The 18,577-nt window shown below is 63.3% G+C and carries 16 protein-coding genes; 8 read left to right on the forward strand and 8 right to left on the reverse strand.

The window, feature by feature from the left end; genetic code table 11:
• Positions 1-109 precede the first annotated feature (109 nt).
• The 8 genes from ACODS0_RS27025 to ACODS0_RS27060 form a co-directional block, all read right to left on the reverse strand.
• Entirely contained in the window at positions 110-1,756 is a 1,647-nt protein-coding gene (locus ACODS0_RS27025) for an ABC transporter ATP-binding protein (protein WP_488838300.1), read from the reverse strand.
• Between the two features lie 2 nt (positions 1,757-1,758).
• Entirely contained in the window at positions 1,759-2,655 is an 897-nt protein-coding gene (locus ACODS0_RS27030) for an ABC transporter permease (protein ID WP_488838302.1), read from the reverse strand.
• Positions 2,656-2,679: 24 nt separating this feature from the next.
• On the reverse strand, positions 2,680-3,636 hold the full coding sequence (locus ACODS0_RS27035; RefSeq protein WP_488838304.1) for an ABC transporter permease: 957 nt from the start codon (positions 3,634-3,636) through the stop codon (positions 2,680-2,682).
• 35 nt (positions 3,637-3,671) lie between these two features.
• Positions 3,672-5,192 carry an ABC transporter substrate-binding protein gene (locus ACODS0_RS27040; protein ID WP_488838325.1) on the reverse strand — a complete coding sequence of 507 codons (1,521 nt, stop codon included), beginning with the start codon at positions 5,190-5,192 and terminating at the stop codon, positions 3,672-3,674.
• A gap of 148 nt (positions 5,193-5,340) precedes the next feature.
• The gene (locus tag ACODS0_RS27045) at positions 5,341-6,960 is read right to left on the reverse strand and encodes an ABC transporter substrate-binding protein (protein ID WP_488838306.1); all 1,620 of its coding nucleotides are present in this window, start codon (positions 6,958-6,960) and stop codon (positions 5,341-5,343) included.
• A gap of 80 nt (positions 6,961-7,040) precedes the next feature.
• Positions 7,041-8,333: an NAD(P)/FAD-dependent oxidoreductase gene (locus tag ACODS0_RS27050; RefSeq protein ID WP_488838308.1), complete on the reverse strand. Its 1,293-nt coding sequence runs from the start codon at positions 8,331-8,333 to the stop codon at positions 7,041-7,043.
• 49 nt (positions 8,334-8,382) lie between these two features.
• A complete protein-coding gene (locus ACODS0_RS27055; protein WP_487257672.1) occupies positions 8,383-9,048 on the reverse strand; it encodes a haloacid dehalogenase type II in 666 nt (221 codons plus the stop codon).
• Between the two features lie 211 nt (positions 9,049-9,259).
• Positions 9,260-10,741 carry an aldehyde dehydrogenase family protein gene (locus ACODS0_RS27060; RefSeq protein ID WP_488838310.1) on the reverse strand — a complete coding sequence of 494 codons (1,482 nt, stop codon included), beginning with the start codon at positions 10,739-10,741 and terminating at the stop codon, positions 9,260-9,262.
• Positions 10,742-10,975: 234 nt separating this feature from the next.
• Here ACODS0_RS27060 and ACODS0_RS27065 point away from each other — a divergent pair, with 234 nt between their 5' ends.
• The 8 genes from ACODS0_RS27065 to ACODS0_RS27100 are packed head-to-tail and all read left to right on the forward strand — an operon-like array spanning position 10,976 to position 18,537.
• A complete protein-coding gene (locus tag ACODS0_RS27065; RefSeq protein WP_488838312.1) occupies positions 10,976-11,869 on the forward strand; it encodes a GNAT family N-acetyltransferase in 894 nt (297 codons plus the stop codon).
• Positions 11,870-11,925: 56 nt separating this feature from the next.
• Positions 11,926-12,237, forward strand: a complete 312-nt coding sequence (locus ACODS0_RS27070; RefSeq protein WP_487257675.1) for a (2Fe-2S)-binding protein — start codon at positions 11,926-11,928, stop codon at positions 12,235-12,237.
• Positions 12,216-13,598, forward strand: a complete 1,383-nt coding sequence (locus ACODS0_RS27075; protein WP_488838314.1) for an FAD/NAD(P)-dependent oxidoreductase — start codon at positions 12,216-12,218, stop codon at positions 13,596-13,598. Before ACODS0_RS27070 ends, ACODS0_RS27075 begins: the two co-directional genes overlap by 22 nt.
• Positions 13,595-14,740 carry an NAD(P)/FAD-dependent oxidoreductase gene (locus ACODS0_RS27080; RefSeq protein WP_487257677.1) on the forward strand — a complete coding sequence of 382 codons (1,146 nt, stop codon included), beginning with the start codon at positions 13,595-13,597 and terminating at the stop codon, positions 14,738-14,740. The genes ACODS0_RS27075 and ACODS0_RS27080 overlap by 4 nt, the downstream gene beginning before the upstream one ends.
• 49 nt (positions 14,741-14,789) lie before the next feature.
• Positions 14,790-15,566: a cupin domain-containing protein gene (locus ACODS0_RS27085; protein ID WP_488838316.1), complete on the forward strand. Its 777-nt coding sequence runs from the start codon at positions 14,790-14,792 to the stop codon at positions 15,564-15,566.
• Positions 15,567-15,599: 33 nt separating this feature from the next.
• Entirely contained in the window at positions 15,600-16,526 is a 927-nt protein-coding gene (locus ACODS0_RS27090) for a 2-hydroxyacid dehydrogenase (RefSeq protein ID WP_487257679.1), read from the forward strand.
• 41 nt (positions 16,527-16,567) lie between these two features.
• Positions 16,568-17,563: an ornithine cyclodeaminase family protein gene (locus tag ACODS0_RS27095; protein WP_487257680.1), complete on the forward strand. Its 996-nt coding sequence runs from the start codon at positions 16,568-16,570 to the stop codon at positions 17,561-17,563.
• Positions 17,560-18,537, forward strand: a complete 978-nt coding sequence (locus ACODS0_RS27100; RefSeq protein WP_487257681.1) for a threonine ammonia-lyase — start codon at positions 17,560-17,562, stop codon at positions 18,535-18,537. The genes ACODS0_RS27095 and ACODS0_RS27100 overlap by 4 nt, the downstream gene beginning before the upstream one ends.
• Positions 18,538-18,577: the final 40 nt, after the last annotated feature.

Raw genomic sequence — 18,577 nt, forward strand, 5'->3', positions numbered from 1 at the left:
TCCTTCGGGCATGACTTCTTTGCCGATGCCGTCTCCGGGCAGGACGGCGATGCGGAATATCGGGATCATGAATGGGTGCTCCTTCCTAGATTCATTGGCAGCACTGCGCTCACGCCGCCAGCGCCACAGGCGCAACCGCACGGGTGACCTGAAGGTCCCGCTCTTCCAACCAACCCTGGCGTAGCTCGGGCACCGAGGCGGCCAGGAGTTCGTAGTACGGATGGTGCGGGCCGCGGTCAAAGTCGGCGCGCGCAACATGGTCGAGCTTGCGGCCATGCTGCATCACGATGATCTCGTCGCACACGGCCCGCACGGTGTGCAGATCGTGGCTGATGAACAGATACGAGACGCCCAGCTCGCGGCGCAGGTCTGCCATCAGGTCCAGAACGGCGGCGCCCACCACAGTGTCGAGTGCCGATGTCACTTCATCGCACAGGATCAGGTCAGGCTCAGCGGCCAAGGCGCGCGCCAGGTTCACCCGCTGCTTCTGCCCGCCTGAGAGACCGCCCGGAAGACGCTGCGCCACAGAATGCGGTAGCCGCACCAGATCCAGAAGCTCATGGATACGCCGCTGCAGCGCAGGACCCTGCATGCCTTTATAGAACTGCAGCGGTCGCGCCAGGATGCGCTCGATGGTCTGCGAAGGGTTCAGCGCCGTGTCCGCCATCTGGAAGACGATCTGGATCTGCCGCAAATCTTCCTTGCTGCGCTGGCGTAGGTCAGGCTGCAGCGCGTGGCCTTTGAAGAGCATGTTGCCCTTGCTAGGAGCAATCAGCCCGGCAACCGCTCGCGCCAGCGTGGTCTTGCCCGAGCCGGATTCGCCGATCACACCGATGGCCTGGCCGCGGTACAGCTTGAAATTGATGTCCTCCAGGATCAGCGTTGCAGGCTGTCCCTTCGAATCCACAGGGCCGTATCCGGCCGAGAGCTCGCGCACCTCCAGCAGTAGCTCACCCTCGCCCTTGCAATGGCCGGTGGCGCGCGGCGCAGGGCGTGCGGCTGCCAGTAGGCTCTGGGTGTACTCATGCGCAGGTTTGGCGAGGATCTGCGCGGTGGAGTTCACCTCTTGCATCTGGCCGCCACGCAGCACGAGGATGTGGTCCGCCATCTGCGCCACCACAGCCAGATCGTGGCTGACGTACACGGCCGTGGCTCGCCGCTCGCGCACCACACGGCGGAAAGCGCGCAGCACCTCGATTTGCGTAGTCACATCCAACGCGGTGGTGGGTTCATCCAGGATGACCAGGTCCGGGTCGGTGATGAGTGCCATGGCCGCCATCAGTCGCTGCAGCTGCCCGCCAGACACTTGGTGTGGGTAACGCTGGCCGATGGTTTCAGGATTGGGCAGCGCCAGCTCGCTGAAAAGTTGTACAGCCTTGGCCTCGGCCTCGGCACGGGGCATGGTGCCGTGGATGCGCGCGGGCTCCACCACTTGGTCCATGATGGTGCGCGAGGGGTTGAACGACGCCGCCGCACTCTGCGCGATATACGACACGGTGCGTCCTCGCAGCGCCCGTTGACCGGCCGGTGACAAACCCAGCACATCGGTGTCGCCAATGCGCACGCTGCCGCCCGTGATCGCGCAGCCATGGCGTGCGTAGCCCATCAGGGCTAACGCCGTAGTGGTTTTGCCTGACCCGGATTCACCGATGAGTGCCAGCACCTCGCCGGGCTCAATGACGAAACTCAGGTGGTCCACCAGAGTCTGATCGCCTGCGGTGATGTGCAGGTCTTTCACAATGACAGAAGCGCCCATGTTCAATGTCCTTGACGTTCGCGGGCCGCACGGCCCGGCAGGTTGTCGATGACCAAATTGACCGAGATGGTCAAGCTGGCGATGGCCAGGGCCGGCGCAATCACCGCTGCGCCGCCGTTTGCTAGCGCGTCAACGTTTTCCCGCACCAGCGAACCCCAGTCGGCCTCGGGAGGTTGAATACCCAGTCCCAAAAAGCTCAGGCTGGCCAGCAGCAACACCACATACACAAAGCGCAACCCAAGGTCTGCGAGGATGGGGCCAATGATGTTGGGCAAGATCTCGCGCAACATGATGTACAGCGTTCCCTCGCCCCGTGTACGGGCCACGGTCACGTAGTCCAGTGCATTGATGTTGACGGCCAGCGAGCGAGCGATTCGGAAGGCTCCGGGCACATACAGCAGCGCTGCGGTAAACACCAGCATGCCGATGGACGAGCCGAAGCCAGCCACCAGAACCAGCGCGAACATCTTGCTGGGAATGGAAGTCAGCGTGTCCAGCAGTCGGCTCAGGAAGGCGTCCACCCACGATCCCGTGGCTGCTGCCAGCAGCGCCAGCACCGTTCCCGTGCTGCTCGCAATCAAGGTGGCCACCAGGGCCACGCCTACGGTGTAGCGCGCGCCCTGTACCACTCGCACCAGCATGTCGCGGCCAAGGTAATCCGTACCTAACCAATGCTGAAAGTCAATTGGTGCATAGACCACCGAGGCTTGTAGGTCCACCAGATGGCGGGGCAGCAACGACGGTCCCAGCAGTGCGGTGAGCAACCAGAACACGAGAATCACCAACCCAGCCAGGCCGGAGAATCCAAAGCCCGCAAGCCAGCGCAAGGTCCGGCCACGGTCGGGGGCAGGTGGCAGCGAAGAAGCACCTGAAGTCGGGGAAGGGGGAAGCGAATGCATCAGAAAATTCTCCAGACTGGGGCTTCAACGGTGGCGCAGACGCGGGTTTGCCAGGATTCCGCAAACGTCAGCGAGCGTGACCAGCAGCAAATACCCGGTACAAAAAATCATGGCGCAGGTCTGCACCAGAGGCATGTCGCGCTGAATCACCCCGTCCACCATCAACTTGGCAATTCCGGGATAGTTGAAGATGGTTTCAATCACGATTACCCCCCCTAGCAAGTACGACAGCGACAGCGCCACCGCATTGGCAATAGGCCCTACCGCGTTGGGCAATGCATGGGCGAGCACCATGCGCAGGGGTGATGCTCCCTTGAGCCGCACCATCTCGATGTAGGGCGCTTCGAGCTGGTCGATCACCGCAGCGCGCGTCATGCGCATCATCTGCGCCACGATCACGCAACACAGGCTGAGAACGGGCATGGCGTATGCGCGCAGCATCTGTCCCATGGATTCGATATCGTTCACGTACGAGAGCGCTGGCAGCCAGCGCAGCTGCACGGCGAACACCAGCACCGCCAGCGTAGCCACCAAAAACTCAGGGACGGACACCACCGCCACCGACAGGCTGGAGGCAATGCGGTCAAGCCACGAACCCCGCAGCACTGCCGACAAGATGCCGAACAGCAGCGCGATGGGAACCGAGAACAGGGCCGTGACTGCGGCCAGCTGCAGCGAGTTGGGCAGGCGGCTGGCCACCAGCTCGGCCACCGGCAACCGCGTGGTGATGGATTGCCCCAGGTCGCCCTGCACCACGCCCCACAGCCACTTCACATAGCGCTCGGGGGCTGGCACATTGAGTCCCATTTGGGCACGCAGGGCCGCCAGCGCCTCAGGGGTTGCATCCTGGCCCAACTGCTCCTGCGCCGCATCGCCCGGCAGCACTGTGGTAATCGAAAACACGATGGCCGAGACCACGAGCAGCGACACACAAGCGAGCGCGATCCGTTTGATCAGCAATGACAAAATGACGTGATTCATGGTTTTGCGTGTCTCATATTCTTGGAATTCGGTTATCAGGCGTCCACCCAGACGTGCTCAGCGAATGCGTTGCCCATCAACCCGCCAAGTGGAATGGATTGCAGGCCTTTGATGCGACTGGAGTGCCCGTCAATGCTGGCCAGGAACAACGGGATGCCAACACCGGCATCGTGGTGGATCATCGTCTGCATATCGGCGTACATCTGCTTGCGTTTGCCCACATCCAGTTCGGCGCGGGCAACCAACAGCAATTGGTCAAACCGCTCGGACTTCCAGCGTGATTCATTCCAAGCAGAGTCTGATTTAAAGAACTGGGTGAGGATGGTGTCGGCTGTGGGGCGGGCGTTGATGTTTCCAAAGCCCACCTCGCTGCTGAGCCAATGCTTGGACCAATAGCCGTCGGCCGGCACCTGCTGCAAATCCAGTTCCAGGCCGATCAGCTGCGCAAACTGTTGCAACATCAGGGCCATGTCTAGCGAATACATTGCCGCGCGAGATGCCACCACCTGCACGGGCCCTGTTACGCCGGATTTCTTCAAGTGGAACTTGGCCTTGTCCAGGTCGAAAGGACGCTGCGGCAACTCATCAAAGTGAAAGCGGCTGGTGGGGCTGATGGGCTGGTCATTGGCGACCAGCGCATGGTCCAGCGCCACGATCTTGCGCATCTGCTCGCGGTGCATCAGGTGCTTCATAGCCAGCACGAAGTCGGCGTTTGCACCCGGCCCAGTGTCTCGGCGCATGACAAGATTGGTGTAGTGCGACCCTTGCGTGGTGAAGATGGCGTAACCCTTGGTGCTCTTGACGCGCCCGACCGAGCGCGGATCAATGCCCGCCACGAGGTCGAAATCGCCATGCAGCAAGGCGCTGACACGCGCCTTCTCGTCAGCGATACCGGTAAATTCGATCTCGTCGAGGTAGGGCCGGTCAGGCTTCCAGTAGCGCTCGTTGCGCACCACCACGGAGCGCACGCCCGGCGTGAACTCCTTGAGCTTGAACGGGCCGGTGCCGATGCCTTTGGAGAAATCTGTAGTGCCCGCTTTGACGATATGGAAGTGGAAAGTCCCAAGAATGGCTGGCAGGTCCACATTCGGCGCGGCGAGCTCCAGCGTCACTTCAGCAGGTCCAGTTGCGCGCACCGAAGCAATTTGCTCAGCCAGCGCCTTGACCTTGGAACCCGTGGCCGGGTCTTTGTGACGCAGCAGCGAGAACACCACATCGGCCGACGAAAGCGCTTTGCCGTCGTGGAACTCAACACCCTTGCGCAGAGTGAAGACCCAGGTCTTCGCGTCCTGTGTGGAAAAGGACTCGGCCAGCGCGGGCTGGGGGGTAAGCGCCCCATCCAGCGCCGTCAGCCCGTTGTAGAGCATGTGGCCGCGCGCATAGTCCATCTGGTTGGCCTGCTTGGCCGGGTCCAGTGTCTCGGAGGCTGTGGTGGTGGTACCCGCCACGCGGATGCGCCCACCGCGCCTGGGCGTGCTCGCATGAGCAGTAGCTGCCAACCCAGCCATGACACCCGCTGCCCCCAACTGCATGCCGGCGGCCATGAACATCGCCATCACATCTCTGCGCGTGGCACCGCGTGCGAGGGCCCGCTGCAGCGGCGCATGATCGCGCTGCTCCAGCAGGCTGCTCAAGGTGATGTGGGGTGCATCCATAGCCGGATCGTTCAAGGGCAAAGAGGCTTGTGCGAGGCGTCGCCGTGGCTCAGGCGTCCAGCCACACGTTTTCTGCAAACATGTAGCCCATCAGCCCACCAATCGGAATCGGCGACAAGCCCTTGAGCTTGGTGCTGTGCCCGTCGATGCTGGCCAAGAACATGGGGATGCCGATGCCCGCGTCGTTGTGGATCATGGTCTGCATGTCCGCATACATCTGCTTGCGCTTGGTGATATCGACTTCGGAACGCGCGGCCAGCAGAAGTTGGTCAAACTGGGTGCTCTTCCAGCGCGATTCGTTCCAGGTCGCATCTGACTTGAAAAACTGCGTGAGGATGGTGTCGGCATTCGGTCGCGGGTTCACATTTCCAAAACCGACCGGGCTATTCAGCCAATGGTTGGACCAGTAGCCATCGGCAGGCATCCGCTTGACATCCAGATCCAGGCCAATGCGCTGGCCTGCCTGCTGTAGCAGCAATGCAATTTCCACCGAGTACATAGCTGCGGGCGAGGTGACCACAGGAATCTTCCCGGTCACACCCGACTTCTGCAGGTGGAATTTGGCCTTGTCCAGGTCAAACGGACGCTGCGGCAGGTCTTTGAAGTAAAAGCGATTTGTGGGGTCGATGGGCTGGTCGTTGCCCAACACAGCATGGTCCAGTGCGATGGTCTTTTTCATCTGTTCGCGGTCGAACAGATGTTTCATCGCCAGGGCAAAGTCGGGGTTCATGCCAGGGCCCACATCCTTGCGCATGATGAGATCAGTGTATTGGCCCGATTGCGTGGTCATGATGGCAAAACCCGCCGTTCCCTTGACGCGCGCCACCGAGCGGGGGTTGATGACGCCCACCAGGTCGATGCCGCCCGACAGCAGGGCGTTGACACGGGCGTTTTCGTCGCCGATGCCCACGAACTCGATTTCATCCAGGTAGGGCTTGCCGGGCTTCCAGTAAGCGTCGTTGCGAACATGGACGGAGCGCACGCCGGGCTTGAACTCCTTGAGCTTGTAGGGGCCGGTGCCGATACCCGCAGTGAAGTCGGTGGTGCCTTCCTTGACAATCTGGAAGTGCGAGGTGCCCAGAATCACGGGCAGGTCGGCGTTGGGCGCCGACAGCACGATGGTCACTTCGTTCGGGCCGCTGGCGCGCACGGTGTCGATCTGCTCGGCCAGCACCTTGGCCTTGGAGGCCGTGGCCGGGTCCTTGTGGCGCATGAGCGAGAACACCACGTCGGCGGGCGACAGCGCCTTGCCGTCATGGAACACCACGCCCTTGCGCAGGGTGAAGACCCAGGTCTTGGCGTCCTGCGTGTTGAACGATTCGGCCAGCGCCGGCTGGGGCGAGAGCGTGGCGTCCAGCGACGTGAGTCCGTTGTAGAGCATGTTGCAGCGCGAGTAGTCCGTCTGGTTGGACTGCTTGGCTGGGTCCAGCGTGTCGTTGGCCGAGGCAGTGGCGCCCGCAACGCGAATGCGCCCTCCGCGCTTGGGGGTCTGCGCATGGGCCGATGTGGCCAGGCTGGCAATCCCCCCCGCCACCGTGGCCTGCATGCCGCATGCGGTCAACATGGCCAGCACGTCGCGCCGGGTTGCGCCGCGCTTGAGCGAGCTCATCACGCGAAGGCTCTCGCCGGGACCGACAAGTTGCTCAAATTGTTTGTGGCTATCGCTCATGGTCATGCTCCTCGTTGAAAAATGGATCGCGGGGTTGTGTTGTCAGAAAGGAAAAGGTTGGCTGCAAGCCAGGCCCAATTTCAGGCCAGCCGGTCCTTGAGCCGGAAATACAGACCCACCGCAGGCAGAAACCAGGGAGGCCCGAAATGCCCCGGGATAGCAGGCCAGCGCCGGTTCTTCCAGGGATTGGCGTCAGCATCGCCTGCCATTACCGCAGCCATGCGCTGGCCCATATGCACAGACATCTGCGTGCCATGGCCGCTGTAGCCCATCGAATAGAAGACGCCGTCGCGCTCGCCCGCCTGGGGCAGGCGGTCTTGCGTCACATCCACCAGGCCGCCCCAGCAGTAGTCGAGACGAACCGGGCCCAGTTGCGGAAAGGTCTCTGCCAGGCCCGCGCGCAGGATCTCCCCGCTGGCGGCGTCTGATTGCGGGCTGGAGATGGCAAAACGCGCGCGCCCCCCGAACACCAAGCGATGGTCCGGCGTGAGGCGAAAGTAGTGGTGGATATTGGCAATGGTTGTGTAGGTGCGGCGTTCACGCAGCAGTGCATTCGCACGTTCGGCGCCCAAAGGCTCCGTCACCACGATGAAGCTGCCAATCGGCACGATGCGCCGCCGCAGCCAGCCGAAGCTGCCGTAGCCGCCGTGGCGCGAAGCACCCGTGGCCAACAGCACCTGATCAGCGGCCACCACACCATGGCTGGTATGCAAGCGGTGGGCATGCCCCTGCACGCGCTCCAGGCGGTCTACCCGCGTGCCGGTGTAGATCTCAGCACCCTGGCGCTGTGCAGCATGGGACAGCCCCTGGGCAAAACGACCCATGTGCATCTGCGCGCTGCGCTTGTAGAACAGGCCGCCGTGAAAACGCTCGCTTTGCACTTCGCTGCGCACGCGGGCGGCATCGAACACCTCCACATCGGTGTCCACGCCATCGGCAATCAGCCGTTCAGCGCTGCGCTGCAGTGATTCCATCTGGTAAGGCCGCGTAGCCAGCTTGAGCTTGCCGTGGCGCAGAAAGTCGCAGTCGATGTCCTCATCGGCTACCAGCCGGGCCACGGTGTCGACCGCATCGTCATAGGCTTGGTACCAGGCTCGCGCCTGGGGCACACCCACCCGTGCAGCCACGTCCGCGTAGTCCACGGCCAAGCCGTTGTTCACATGTCCGCCGTTACGGCCCGAGGCTTCGGGGGCCACCGTGGCCCCTGCCTCCAGCACCACCACACTCGCGCCCCGGCGGGCCAGAGCCAGGGCTGCCGATAGGCCAGTGAAGCCGCCGCCCACGATGGCCACATCCACCTTGGTCGGCAGACTGCCCGCAGCGGGCGCCTGCGAGATAGGCAAGCCATCGTTCCAATACGAATCGAGCTTCATGGTGATGAACGCCGTGGAAAAATTGGAGGGGTATGGCGGTGCAGCTCGATCAGAGACCCACCACGCCGGGCAGGCCGCCGATGTCCTGGATCTCGGTGTAACGGTAGGCAGGGTTGCCCGGGCCGTGGCCGCGGTTCACATAAACCTTGTTGACGATGCCAATGTCGTCTGCCGACATCAGGTCGTAGCGCAGGCTGGAGGACACATGCAGCACATCCTCTGGGTTGCAGCCCAGCGAGTCGAGCATGTATTCGAAAGCCTTCAGGCGCGGCTTGTAAGCCTGGGCCTGCTGGGCGGTGTACACGCGATGAAAGGGCGCGCCCAGCATGGCCACGTTCTTCTGGATCTGGCTATCCATGGCGTTGGAGATGATGACCAGCGGGATCTCCTTGGCCACTTTGGCCAAGCCGGCTGGCACATCAGCGTGCGGATCCCACGTGGGTACGGCGTCGTAGTACGTCTGACCATCGGTGTCGAAGTACTGGATCTTCCATTTCTTGCACAAACGACGCACCGCATTCTTCAGCACCACGTCGTAGGGCTGCCAGTCGCCCAGCACTTCGTCGAAGCGATAGGCGGTGAAGTCAGCAATGAACTGCTCCATGCGCTCGGCTGGAATACGGTCAGCAAACAGCTCGCGCGTCAACTCGGCCATGCGAAACCGGGTGAGCGTACCGTAGCAGTCGAAAGTCACGTACTTGGGGCGAAAAGTCATGGTCTCTGTTCCTTCAAAGTTAGGTTGCCGATCGTCGCCAATCGCATCTCGAAATTACTGTTTGCGACAAAGTGATGTCGAATTGATTGGAGCACTTCACAACGCAGAACGTGTTGGGAAATAGGGCCCTTGCACGCGACAAAGTTGCGCATTGCGTGGGGGCGTTTGGCATGTCGTGTGGTGCGCACAGCATGGGTGCAAAACCGCACCATTAGTGCGCCGCAGCAAAGTCGATCAGCACGCTTTTGAAGCGCAGATTGGCCTCCACTGCCTGGCGCCCCAGATCCTTGCCAATGCCCGATTGGTGATACCCCCCTGTAGGGATGACGAAGTCGGCGCTGCGCCCATAGCGGTTGATCCAAACCGTTCCGGCAGAGATTCCTCGCATGCAACGTAGCGCCCGGCCAATGTCAGCCGTGTGTACGCCTGCAGCCAAACCGTAATGCGCATGCGCAGCCAATGCCAATCCTTCCTCCTCAGTGTCGAAGGTCTGCATCGTCAGCACCGGGCCAAAGATCTCCTCCTGTACGGCAGGGTTGTCGGCTGATACGCCCTCCAGCAGCGTCGGTTGGAAATAGGCACCACCTGGACCGCCCTCAAACAGACCGCCACCGCTGCGCACTTGGGCTCCAGCGACACGCGATCGCTCCATGATGTCGAGAATACGCGCGGCCTGCGGTGCAGAGATGATGGGGGAGAGCGTGGCCTGCGCATCCCAAGTAGCCCCGGGGCGAAGAGCCGCAAAGCGCTGCGCCAAGCGTTCCATCAGTGCATCGGCGATGCCGCGCTGCACGATGAGCCGCGAGCCCGCAACGCACACCTGGCCCGCGTTCCCGGTGATGGCGCCAGCAATAATGTCGGCGAGGCGGTCCACATCGGGTGCGTCGTCAAACACTAGCTGCGGGCTCTTGCCGCCCAGCTCCAGCGTGACGGGTTTAGGCCCCTGCAGCGCACAACTGGCCATGATGGCGGCACCCGTGCGCGTGGAGCCGGTAAAAGTCATCTTTGCAATGAGCGCATGGCGTGTGAGCGCATCGCCCGTCGTGCGGCCATCGCCCTGCACGATGTTGAAGATCCCTGGCGGCACACCCGCGTCGATGGCCAGCTGAGCCAGGCGCACAGCCGAAAATGGTGTCATCTCCGAGGGTTTGAGCACCACGGCGTTGCCCGCAGCAAGGGCCGCTCCCACTTTCCAGGACACCATCACCAGCGGAAAATTCCAGGGCGTAATCGCCCCCACCACGCCATAGGGCTCAGCCACCACCATGCCCAGGTGGTCGTGTCGCGTAGCGGCCACCTCGCCGCCCAGCTTGTCAGCATATTCGGCAAAGAAGCGCAGGCCCTCGGCGGTGAAAGGCACGTCCCACGCAGCAGCATCGCGCAGAGGACGGGTGGAGCAAACGGCCTCAAGCGGAGCCATATGCTGCACATCAGCCTCAACCAGGTCGGCCCAACGGCGCAGGACGCGGGCCCGATCCCGGGGAGCGCGGCGCGCCCAGTCGGAAGTGCGCCAAGCGCGCCATGCATCCTGCACTGCTGCATCCACGGTTGATGCGTCGGCCACAGGCAGTTCGGCGTGCGCCTGCCCATCAGAGGGGCGCAACACCGTAAGGCGCCCAGTGTCAGAAACCAGCTGGCCGCCGATGAAATGGCCGGACGCAACCGCAATGGATTGAGGGTCGAAAAGTGGCATGGCAATGGTGTCGCCCGCAGGTCCGGGCGGAAGGTGGAAATAGATGGTTGATGCTAGGCACTAAGGCCCAGCATTTGTGCCCATAAGGACCTCCCAGGCGGCAGCAAATTGCAAAACGAGAGGGGTCCGCAGACGATGCTTGCAAGTTGCGGGCAAACCCCAATTCGGTGCTGGTGCAACGCCGCGATGTCGTCCAAGATAAGCACCAATTTCCATTGCCTTGAGGTGCTTTTTATGCCGCCGAAGCCCGCCGTTTCCTCTTTACACGCTGCTGTCGCCGACGACGGTGTAGTGCTGCGCCCGATGACCGCCGACGACTTGCCCCAGGCCCATGCACTGTCGGCAGAGCAGCGCTGGCCCCATCGCCCTGTGGACTGGGAGCAGATGTTCGCCCACAGCGAAGGCCTGGTGGCCGAGCGCGATGGCAAGGTGGTGGCCACGGCCCAGCGCTGGCTCTGGGGCGACCACCACGCCACCATCGGCCTGGTGATTGTGTCGCCCGCCTGCCAGGGTCGGCGCATCGGCCATCGGCTGATGAGTGCGCTACTGGAAGACATGGACGACCGAACCGTGCTGCTGCAGGCCACCGCAGAAGGCAGGGGCCTGTACGAGCGGCTGGGCTTTGTACGCACCGGAGAGATCCGCCAGCACCAAGGCATGGCACAGCCCACCCCGCTCATTGCGCTACCCGCTGGCTGGCGTCTGCGCCCCTCAGGGCTGAACGAAGCCGCCGCCCTGCACCAGCTGGACCGGGACGCGCGCGGTATGCCCCGGGCTGCGCTCATCGACGAGCTGATCGCACAGGCGGACGCCTGCGTGGTGCTGGACCACGAGGGCACCCAAAAGGGCTTTGCCATCCTGCGCCGCTTTGGCCGCGGCCATGTCATCGGCCCCGTGGTTGCGCCCGACGCGGAAAGCGCTAAGGCGCTGATTGCCCACCTGGCCGGCATGAATGCGGGGCGCTTCACCCGCATAGACATCGACTTCTCCTCCGGCCTGGCCGAGTGGCTGGAGAGCATCGGCCTGCTGCGCGTGGACGCCCCCACCACCATGGTGCGTGGCGCACCGCTGCAGCACCCTGAAGGCGCGCCCGGGCTGTTCGCCATCGTGACCCAGGCGCTCTGCTGAAAGCCCGCTGATTCCATCGACCTGCCAGGACAACGGCAGGCAACAGGAGACATGAGATGAGCCAACGATTTTTCCGTCTGGCAGAGGAGGCCCGCGCCCGCGTGCGTATCGTGATCGACGGGGAGATGGCCGCCGCACTCGCTGGCGACACGCTGATGGTCGCCTTGCTCAGCCACACGCGGCACCTGCGCGAGTCTGAATTCGGGGATGGAAAACGCGCGGGATTTTGCCTGATGGGTGCCTGCCAGGACTGCTGGGTGTGGACCGCTGACGGCCACCGGTTGCGCGCCTGCTCCACCACAGTGGAAGAAGGCATGCACATCGTGACCCAACAACCGGAGGCAACATGGCCCAACCACAGCGCGTAGTCATCATCGGCGCAGGCCCTGCAGGGGTCCGCTGCGCACAGACCCTGGCAGCAGCCGGTCTGCGCCCCACGGTTGTGGACGAGAACCAGCGCGACGGCGGACAAATCTACCGCCGCCAGCCCGACAACTTCACACGCCCCTACGCCAAGCTCTACGGCACCGAAGCCGGGCGCGCAGAGGCGCTGCATGCAAGTTTCGATATGCTGCGCGACCAGATCGACTATTTACCCCATACGCTGGCCTGGAACATTGCCGACCAGCAGGTGCATGTGGCGTGCGGCGAGCGTGCCTCGACCCTGCCCTTTGATGCGCTGGTGATCTGCGCGGGCGCGACCGACCGACTGATGCCCGTGAAGGGTTGGCAGCTGGCGGGCACCTACAGCCTGGGTGCGGCCCAGATCGCCTTGAAAGCCCAGGCCTGCGCGATAGGCCGCCGGGTGATCTTCATGGGCACCGGGCCTTTGCTCTACCTGGTGGCGTCACAGTACCTCAAGGCGGGGGCGCACGTGTCGGCCGTGCTGGACACATCGCCGTTGGCAGGTCGTTTTGCGGCGCTGCCCAAGCTTCTGGCTCGGCCCTCGGTGCTGCTCAATGGGGTGGCGCTCGTGGCCAGCATCAAGCGTGCTGGGGTACAGGTGCTGACGGGCATCACGCCAATGGAAATCACTGGCGATACGGAAACGGGTGTGCAGGGTGTGGTGGTGAGCGACGCCAGTGGCACCACCCACACCTTCGGGTGCGACGCGGTAGCCATGGGCTACCACCTGCGGCCCGAAACCCAATTGGCCGATCTGGCGCGCTGCGCGTTTCACTTCGCCGCCGAGACGCGCCAATGGCTGCCCGAAGTGCGCGAAGACGGCCGCACGTCTGTGCCCGGCGTGTACCTGGCGGGTGACGGCATGCGCGTGCAGGGCGCCGACGCCGCCGAGATCTCGGGCCGCCTGGCCGCGATGGCCGTGCTGAAGGACTTCGGCTTGGAGGTCGCCAACGACCAGCTGCAGCAGCTTCGCGCGCAACAGGCCACGATGGAACGCTTTCGCCAGGGGGTTGCCAAAGCATTCCCCTGGCCCGCGCACCAAGCCGCGCTGCTGCCTGACGAGACCATCGTCTGCCGCTGTGAAGCCATCACCGCCGGCGAACTACGCCGTGTGGTGTGCAATATGGGCGCCCAAGAGGCCAATCGCGCCAAGGCCTTCAGCCGCGTGGGCATGGGTCGTTGCCAGGGCAGGTATTGCGGACATGCGGGCGCCGAGGTGATTGCCAGCGCAGCCGGAGTACCGGTGGAACAGGTGGGCCGCCTGCGCGGCCAGGCGCCCATCAAGCCGCTGTCCATCGCGGTGCGTGAGGAGAAAGCGGCATGAGCGCACTGAAAGCAGATGTGATCATCGTGGGCGGCGGCTTCATGGGGGCGGCCAGCGCATTCTTTCTACGCAAGCGCGGAGTTTCGGTGATCCTGCTGGAGCGCGGCCTGATCGGGCAGCAGGCCAGCGGCGTCAACTTCGGCAATGTGCGTCGGCAGGGCCGCGCCATTGAGCAGTTGCCGCTGGCCAACCGCTCTCGCGATGTCTGGGGCCGCCTCAAGGAGTTGATAGGCGAGGATGTGGAGCTCCTGCTCAGCGGCCACCTTCGCGTGGGCTACCGCCCGGTGCATGCCGAACGTATGGAAGCCTATGCGCGCGATGCCCAGCCCTATGGCCTGGACCTGCAGATGATGACGGCCAAGGCGGTACGCGAGCGCTTTCCGTTCCTGGGGCCGGAGGTCACGGCCGGCTGCTACGCCCCGCACGATGGCCACGCCAACCCACGACTGGCGGCGCCGGCCTTCGGGCGTGCTGCGGTGCGTGAAGGCGCCCAGGTGTTTGAGAATACCGAGATCGTCCACATTGAAAAAGCGGGCGAGGACTTCCAGGTGCAGGCAGCAGATGGTCGCAATTTTGCGTCGCCCGTCGTGCTGGTCACTGCCGGCGCATGGGGCGACCGCATCAGCGCAGCCTTCGGCGAGCCAGTGCCGCTGCAGGTCAAGGGGCCACAGATGTGCGTGACAGAGCCGGTGCCCTACGCTATTGCCCCAACGATCGGCTTGGCCACCGATGTGCCAGAGGAAATCGTCTACTTCCGACAGGTGGCACGCGGCAACATCGTCATCGGCGGCGGTGGCCACGAGCCCGTGGACATGGAAAACCTACGTGCCCACGTACACCCTCGCCGCACACTGATGACGCTCGCCCAGCTGCCACGCGTGGTGCCAACCTTCAATCGCCTGAACATCATCCGCGTGTGGAGCGGCATCGAAGGCTACATGCAGGACAGTCGCCCCGTGATGGGCCCCAGCGCTCGCGTGCCTGGCCTGCACTACGCCTTCGGCTTCTCGGGCCATGGTTTCCAGCTGGGTCCCGGCGTGGGCGACGTGATGGCAGAGCTGATCCACACCGGCGCAACCAGCACGCCTATCGGGCAGTACCACATCGGCCGATTTGCAGAGCCTGTGGCCCAAGCGGCATAACCCCTGCGCTCCACCGCACCTTCTTCCTGCTCCTTCCATTAAAACCAGCATGTCCAAACTGCAGTCCGCCCTGGCCCCAGCGGCCGAAGCCACCCCGGTTCCCTCTTTCATCGACCTGCGCGCGTTTGCGCGGGATGCCCGCCAAGGCGTAGCCATGGAGTCCTTGGCAGGGGACGACCCCTTTCTTGTCCAGCGTCGCGCGCTGGACTGGGCGCCCGGTGGCCCAGTGACGGCGGGCGTCATCATGCTCGAAGCTGGCGGCGGCACGGTGCCGACCTTGCCCGCAGATGAGTTCATCATCGTCCACGAAGGACGCTTGACGCTCGTCCAACAGGGCGAGCGCCAGAACACCACGCTGACCTTGGAGCCCGGCCAGAGCGCCGTGATCCCGCACGGCGCGGAGTTCACTTGGTCGGCATCGGCGCCGGTATCGCTCATCTTCACGCGCTACAACCTCAGTCAGCCCGGCAGCGGTGTGATCGTGCCCATTCAGCAATCACCCGAACTCAAGCCCTCGGGAACGCCACCCCTGGACCTGTTGACCACGCCTGCCCCCTCCTGCCGCAATTTCACCGACTACCAATCGGCTGATGGCGAGTTCATGTGCGGCACCTGGGATTCCACGCCCTATGCGCGCCGCCCGCTCTTCTACAAACACTACGAGCTGATGCACCTGCTCCAGGGCAGTGTGGACTTTGTGGATGAAACGGGCCGCTGCGCCACCTTCTCCAAGGGCGACATCTTCCTCGTCGAGCAAGGCGCGCGCTGCACCTGGGACAGCCGCGAGCAGGTGGCGAAGGTGTACGTGATCTACCGTCCCAAGTAAACGGCCGGTTTGACCGCAAACCCAAGTTCTGACATGACCTTTCTCTACAAAGCCGACCCAGTGCGCGGCGCGGTGTGGGCCGAGCTGTTGGCCCGCAAGATGCCGGAGCTGCCTTTTCGCATCTGGCCCGACATCGGCGACCCACAAGCGGTTCGCTTTCTGGCCGCGTGGCAGCTGCCGCAAGATTTGGCTGCGCAGTTCCCCAACCTGGAGATCCTGTTTTCCACGGGCGCTGGCACCGACCAGTTCGACTTCGCGGCCATCCCTCCCAGGCTGCCGGTGGTGCGCATGGTCGAGTCCGGCATCGTCCAGGGCATGGTTGAGTATGTGACTCTGGCTGTGCTGTCCCAACATCGCAGCTGGCGCACCTACCAGGACCAGCAACGCGCCGGCATCTGGCAGGCGCACCGCGTGCAACCGGCCTCGTCGCGCCGCGTGGGAGTTCTCGGGCTGGGAACGCTGGGCCGCGCAGTGCTGGAACGGCTGCGCAGCTTCGGCTTCCCGTGCGCGGGCTGGAGCCGGTCACCACAGCAGCTCTACGGAGTGGAGTGCCACCATGGGCCCCAAGGTCTACAGGACCTGCTGGCGCGCACCGACATCCTGGTCTGCCTGCTCCCACTGACCGACGGCACGCGCGGCATCCTCTGCCAAACGCTCTTTGACCAGTTACCCCGTGGTGCCACCGTGATCAACGTGGGCCGTGGCGGACATCTGGTGCAAGACGACCTGCTGCGTGCGCTGAACGCAGGGCAGTTGGGGAACGCCGTACTAGACGTCTGCGAGCCCGAGCCGCTGCCGCCCGACCATCCGTTCTGGACGCACCCCCAGGTGGTACTCACGCCGCACATCGCCAGCATGACACAGCCAGAGACGGCGGTCGACGCCGTGATCGAGAACCTGAGCCGGTACCGTCAGGGACTGCCCATGGTGGGGCTGGTAGACCGGACGCTGGGCTACTGAAGCCCGCTCCATCCCGATCAATCTTCAGAAGTACAACCCCTATGAAAACGCTGCTGCTCAACAAAGGAGATGTGGGCCGATTGATCCACATGCGCGAAGTAATCGAGACAGTGGAGGAGGCCTACAAGGCCCTCAACAGCGGCCAGGTGACCCAACCACCCTACACCTGCATCCACCTGCCCCCGCCCCGGGGCGAGATCGATTTCAAGCTCAGCCACTGCGCCGCCAACGAGATCATCTCGATGAAGGCCTCGTCCGGCGGCTTTCCGAACAACCCCACCAAGTACGGCGTGCCCAGCGGCATGGGCACCGTCCTCCTGTTTGATGCGCGGACCTGCGCGCTCATCTGCGTGATGGACGGCAGCCTGCTCACCGGCCTGCGCACTGGGGCGGCCGGAGCGGTGTCGGTGAAGGCCCTTGCGCGCAAAAACGCAAAGACCGTCACCTCCATTGGCACCGGCAACCAGGCGCGGATGCAGATCCGCGCGATCCGCGAGGTGATGCAGATCGAGACCATTCACGCCTGGGACCATCACCCCGAGACCCTGGCCCAGTACCAAGCCGATATCGAGCACGATTTCGGCATTCCAGTCGTGGCCGCCCACTCCAAGCAAGCGGCGGTAGAGCAGGCCGACATCCTTGTCACTACCACGCGAGGAAAAGGCTCGCTGGTGGAAGCGGCCTGGGTGCGCCCCGGAACGCACATCGTGGCCATTGGAACCGACACATATGGAAAGCAGGAGTTCGAGCCCGAGATTTTCAGGGGAGCCAAGATTGTCAATGACTCCATTGCGCAGTGCCTGGAGAAGGGCGAGACCTGGCATCCGCTACACAGCAACATCATTCGCAAGGAAGACATCCACGCAGAACTCGGCGAAATTCTGCTAGGCAAAAAGTCCGGGCGCGAGCGGGAGGACGAAATCACGATTTTCGACTCCACGGGCATGGCCATTCAGGACAACACCACCGCAGCCCGCATCTACCGCAATGCCATTGCTGGCCAGGTCGGCACGGCCTTTGAGTTCATTTCATCATGATTTCCCTGCTTGAACACCCCACCCTTCAGGACATTCTCCAAGCCCGCGAACGCCTGAGGCCCCACATCCGGCACACACCCTTGCTGCGTGCCGAGAAGATGGAACCCGCGCTCGGGTGCCAGTTGTACCTCAAGCCCGAAACACTACAGATCACCGGCGCTTTCAAGATCCGGGGCGCGCTGAACAAGTCGCTGTCGCTGCCGCGCGAGGCCCTGGCCCACGGCATCATCGCCACCTCTTCGGGAAACCACGCCCAGGGCCTGGCCTATGCCGCGCGCATGCTGGGCGTGAAGGCCATCCTGGTTGTGCCCGTCACCACGCCGAGCATCAAAGTGGAAAATACCCGGGCGATGGGCGCGGAGGTGATTCTGTTTGACGGCGACACCGCAGCCAGGTGGCAGCATGTGTACGAAATCGCAGCACAGAACCACTACACCATCGTGCATGCGTTCGAGGACCCGCTGGTCATGGCGGGCCAGGGGACCATTGGCTGTGAAATCCTCGAAGACCTGTCCGACGTGGACACAGTGATCATCCCAATGGGCGGAGGCGGTCTCATCTCCGGCATTGCCACCGCCATCAAGGAAACCAGGCCCTCAGTGCGGGTCATCGGCGCTGAGCCCGCCTTGACGCCCAAGTACTTCCACAGCCGACTCCACAAGGAGCGCACCTCGCTGCCGCTCAAGAACACCATTGCAGATGGCCTACGCATCAGCGTTCCGGGACAGAATCCCTATCCCATCATCGAAAAGTATGTGGACGAAATCATCCTGGTTGATGACGAGCACATAGTTGCGGGTATGCGCGCGTTAGCAAAGGATGCGAAGCTGATCGCGGAGCCGGCGGCCTCCATTGGCATTGGAGCCTTGTTGGCTGGTAGCGTAGAGCTCAAGCCTGATGAAAAAGTCTGTGTAGTTCTGACCGGTGGAAACTGGGATCTGTGCGATCTTGCTGAGATATATGCAGGTGGCTGAGCGACTCAGCAAAAGATGAGCGAACTACGGCATCTCCAAC

The organism is Acidovorax sp. FG60 (genome assembly GCF_057808995.1).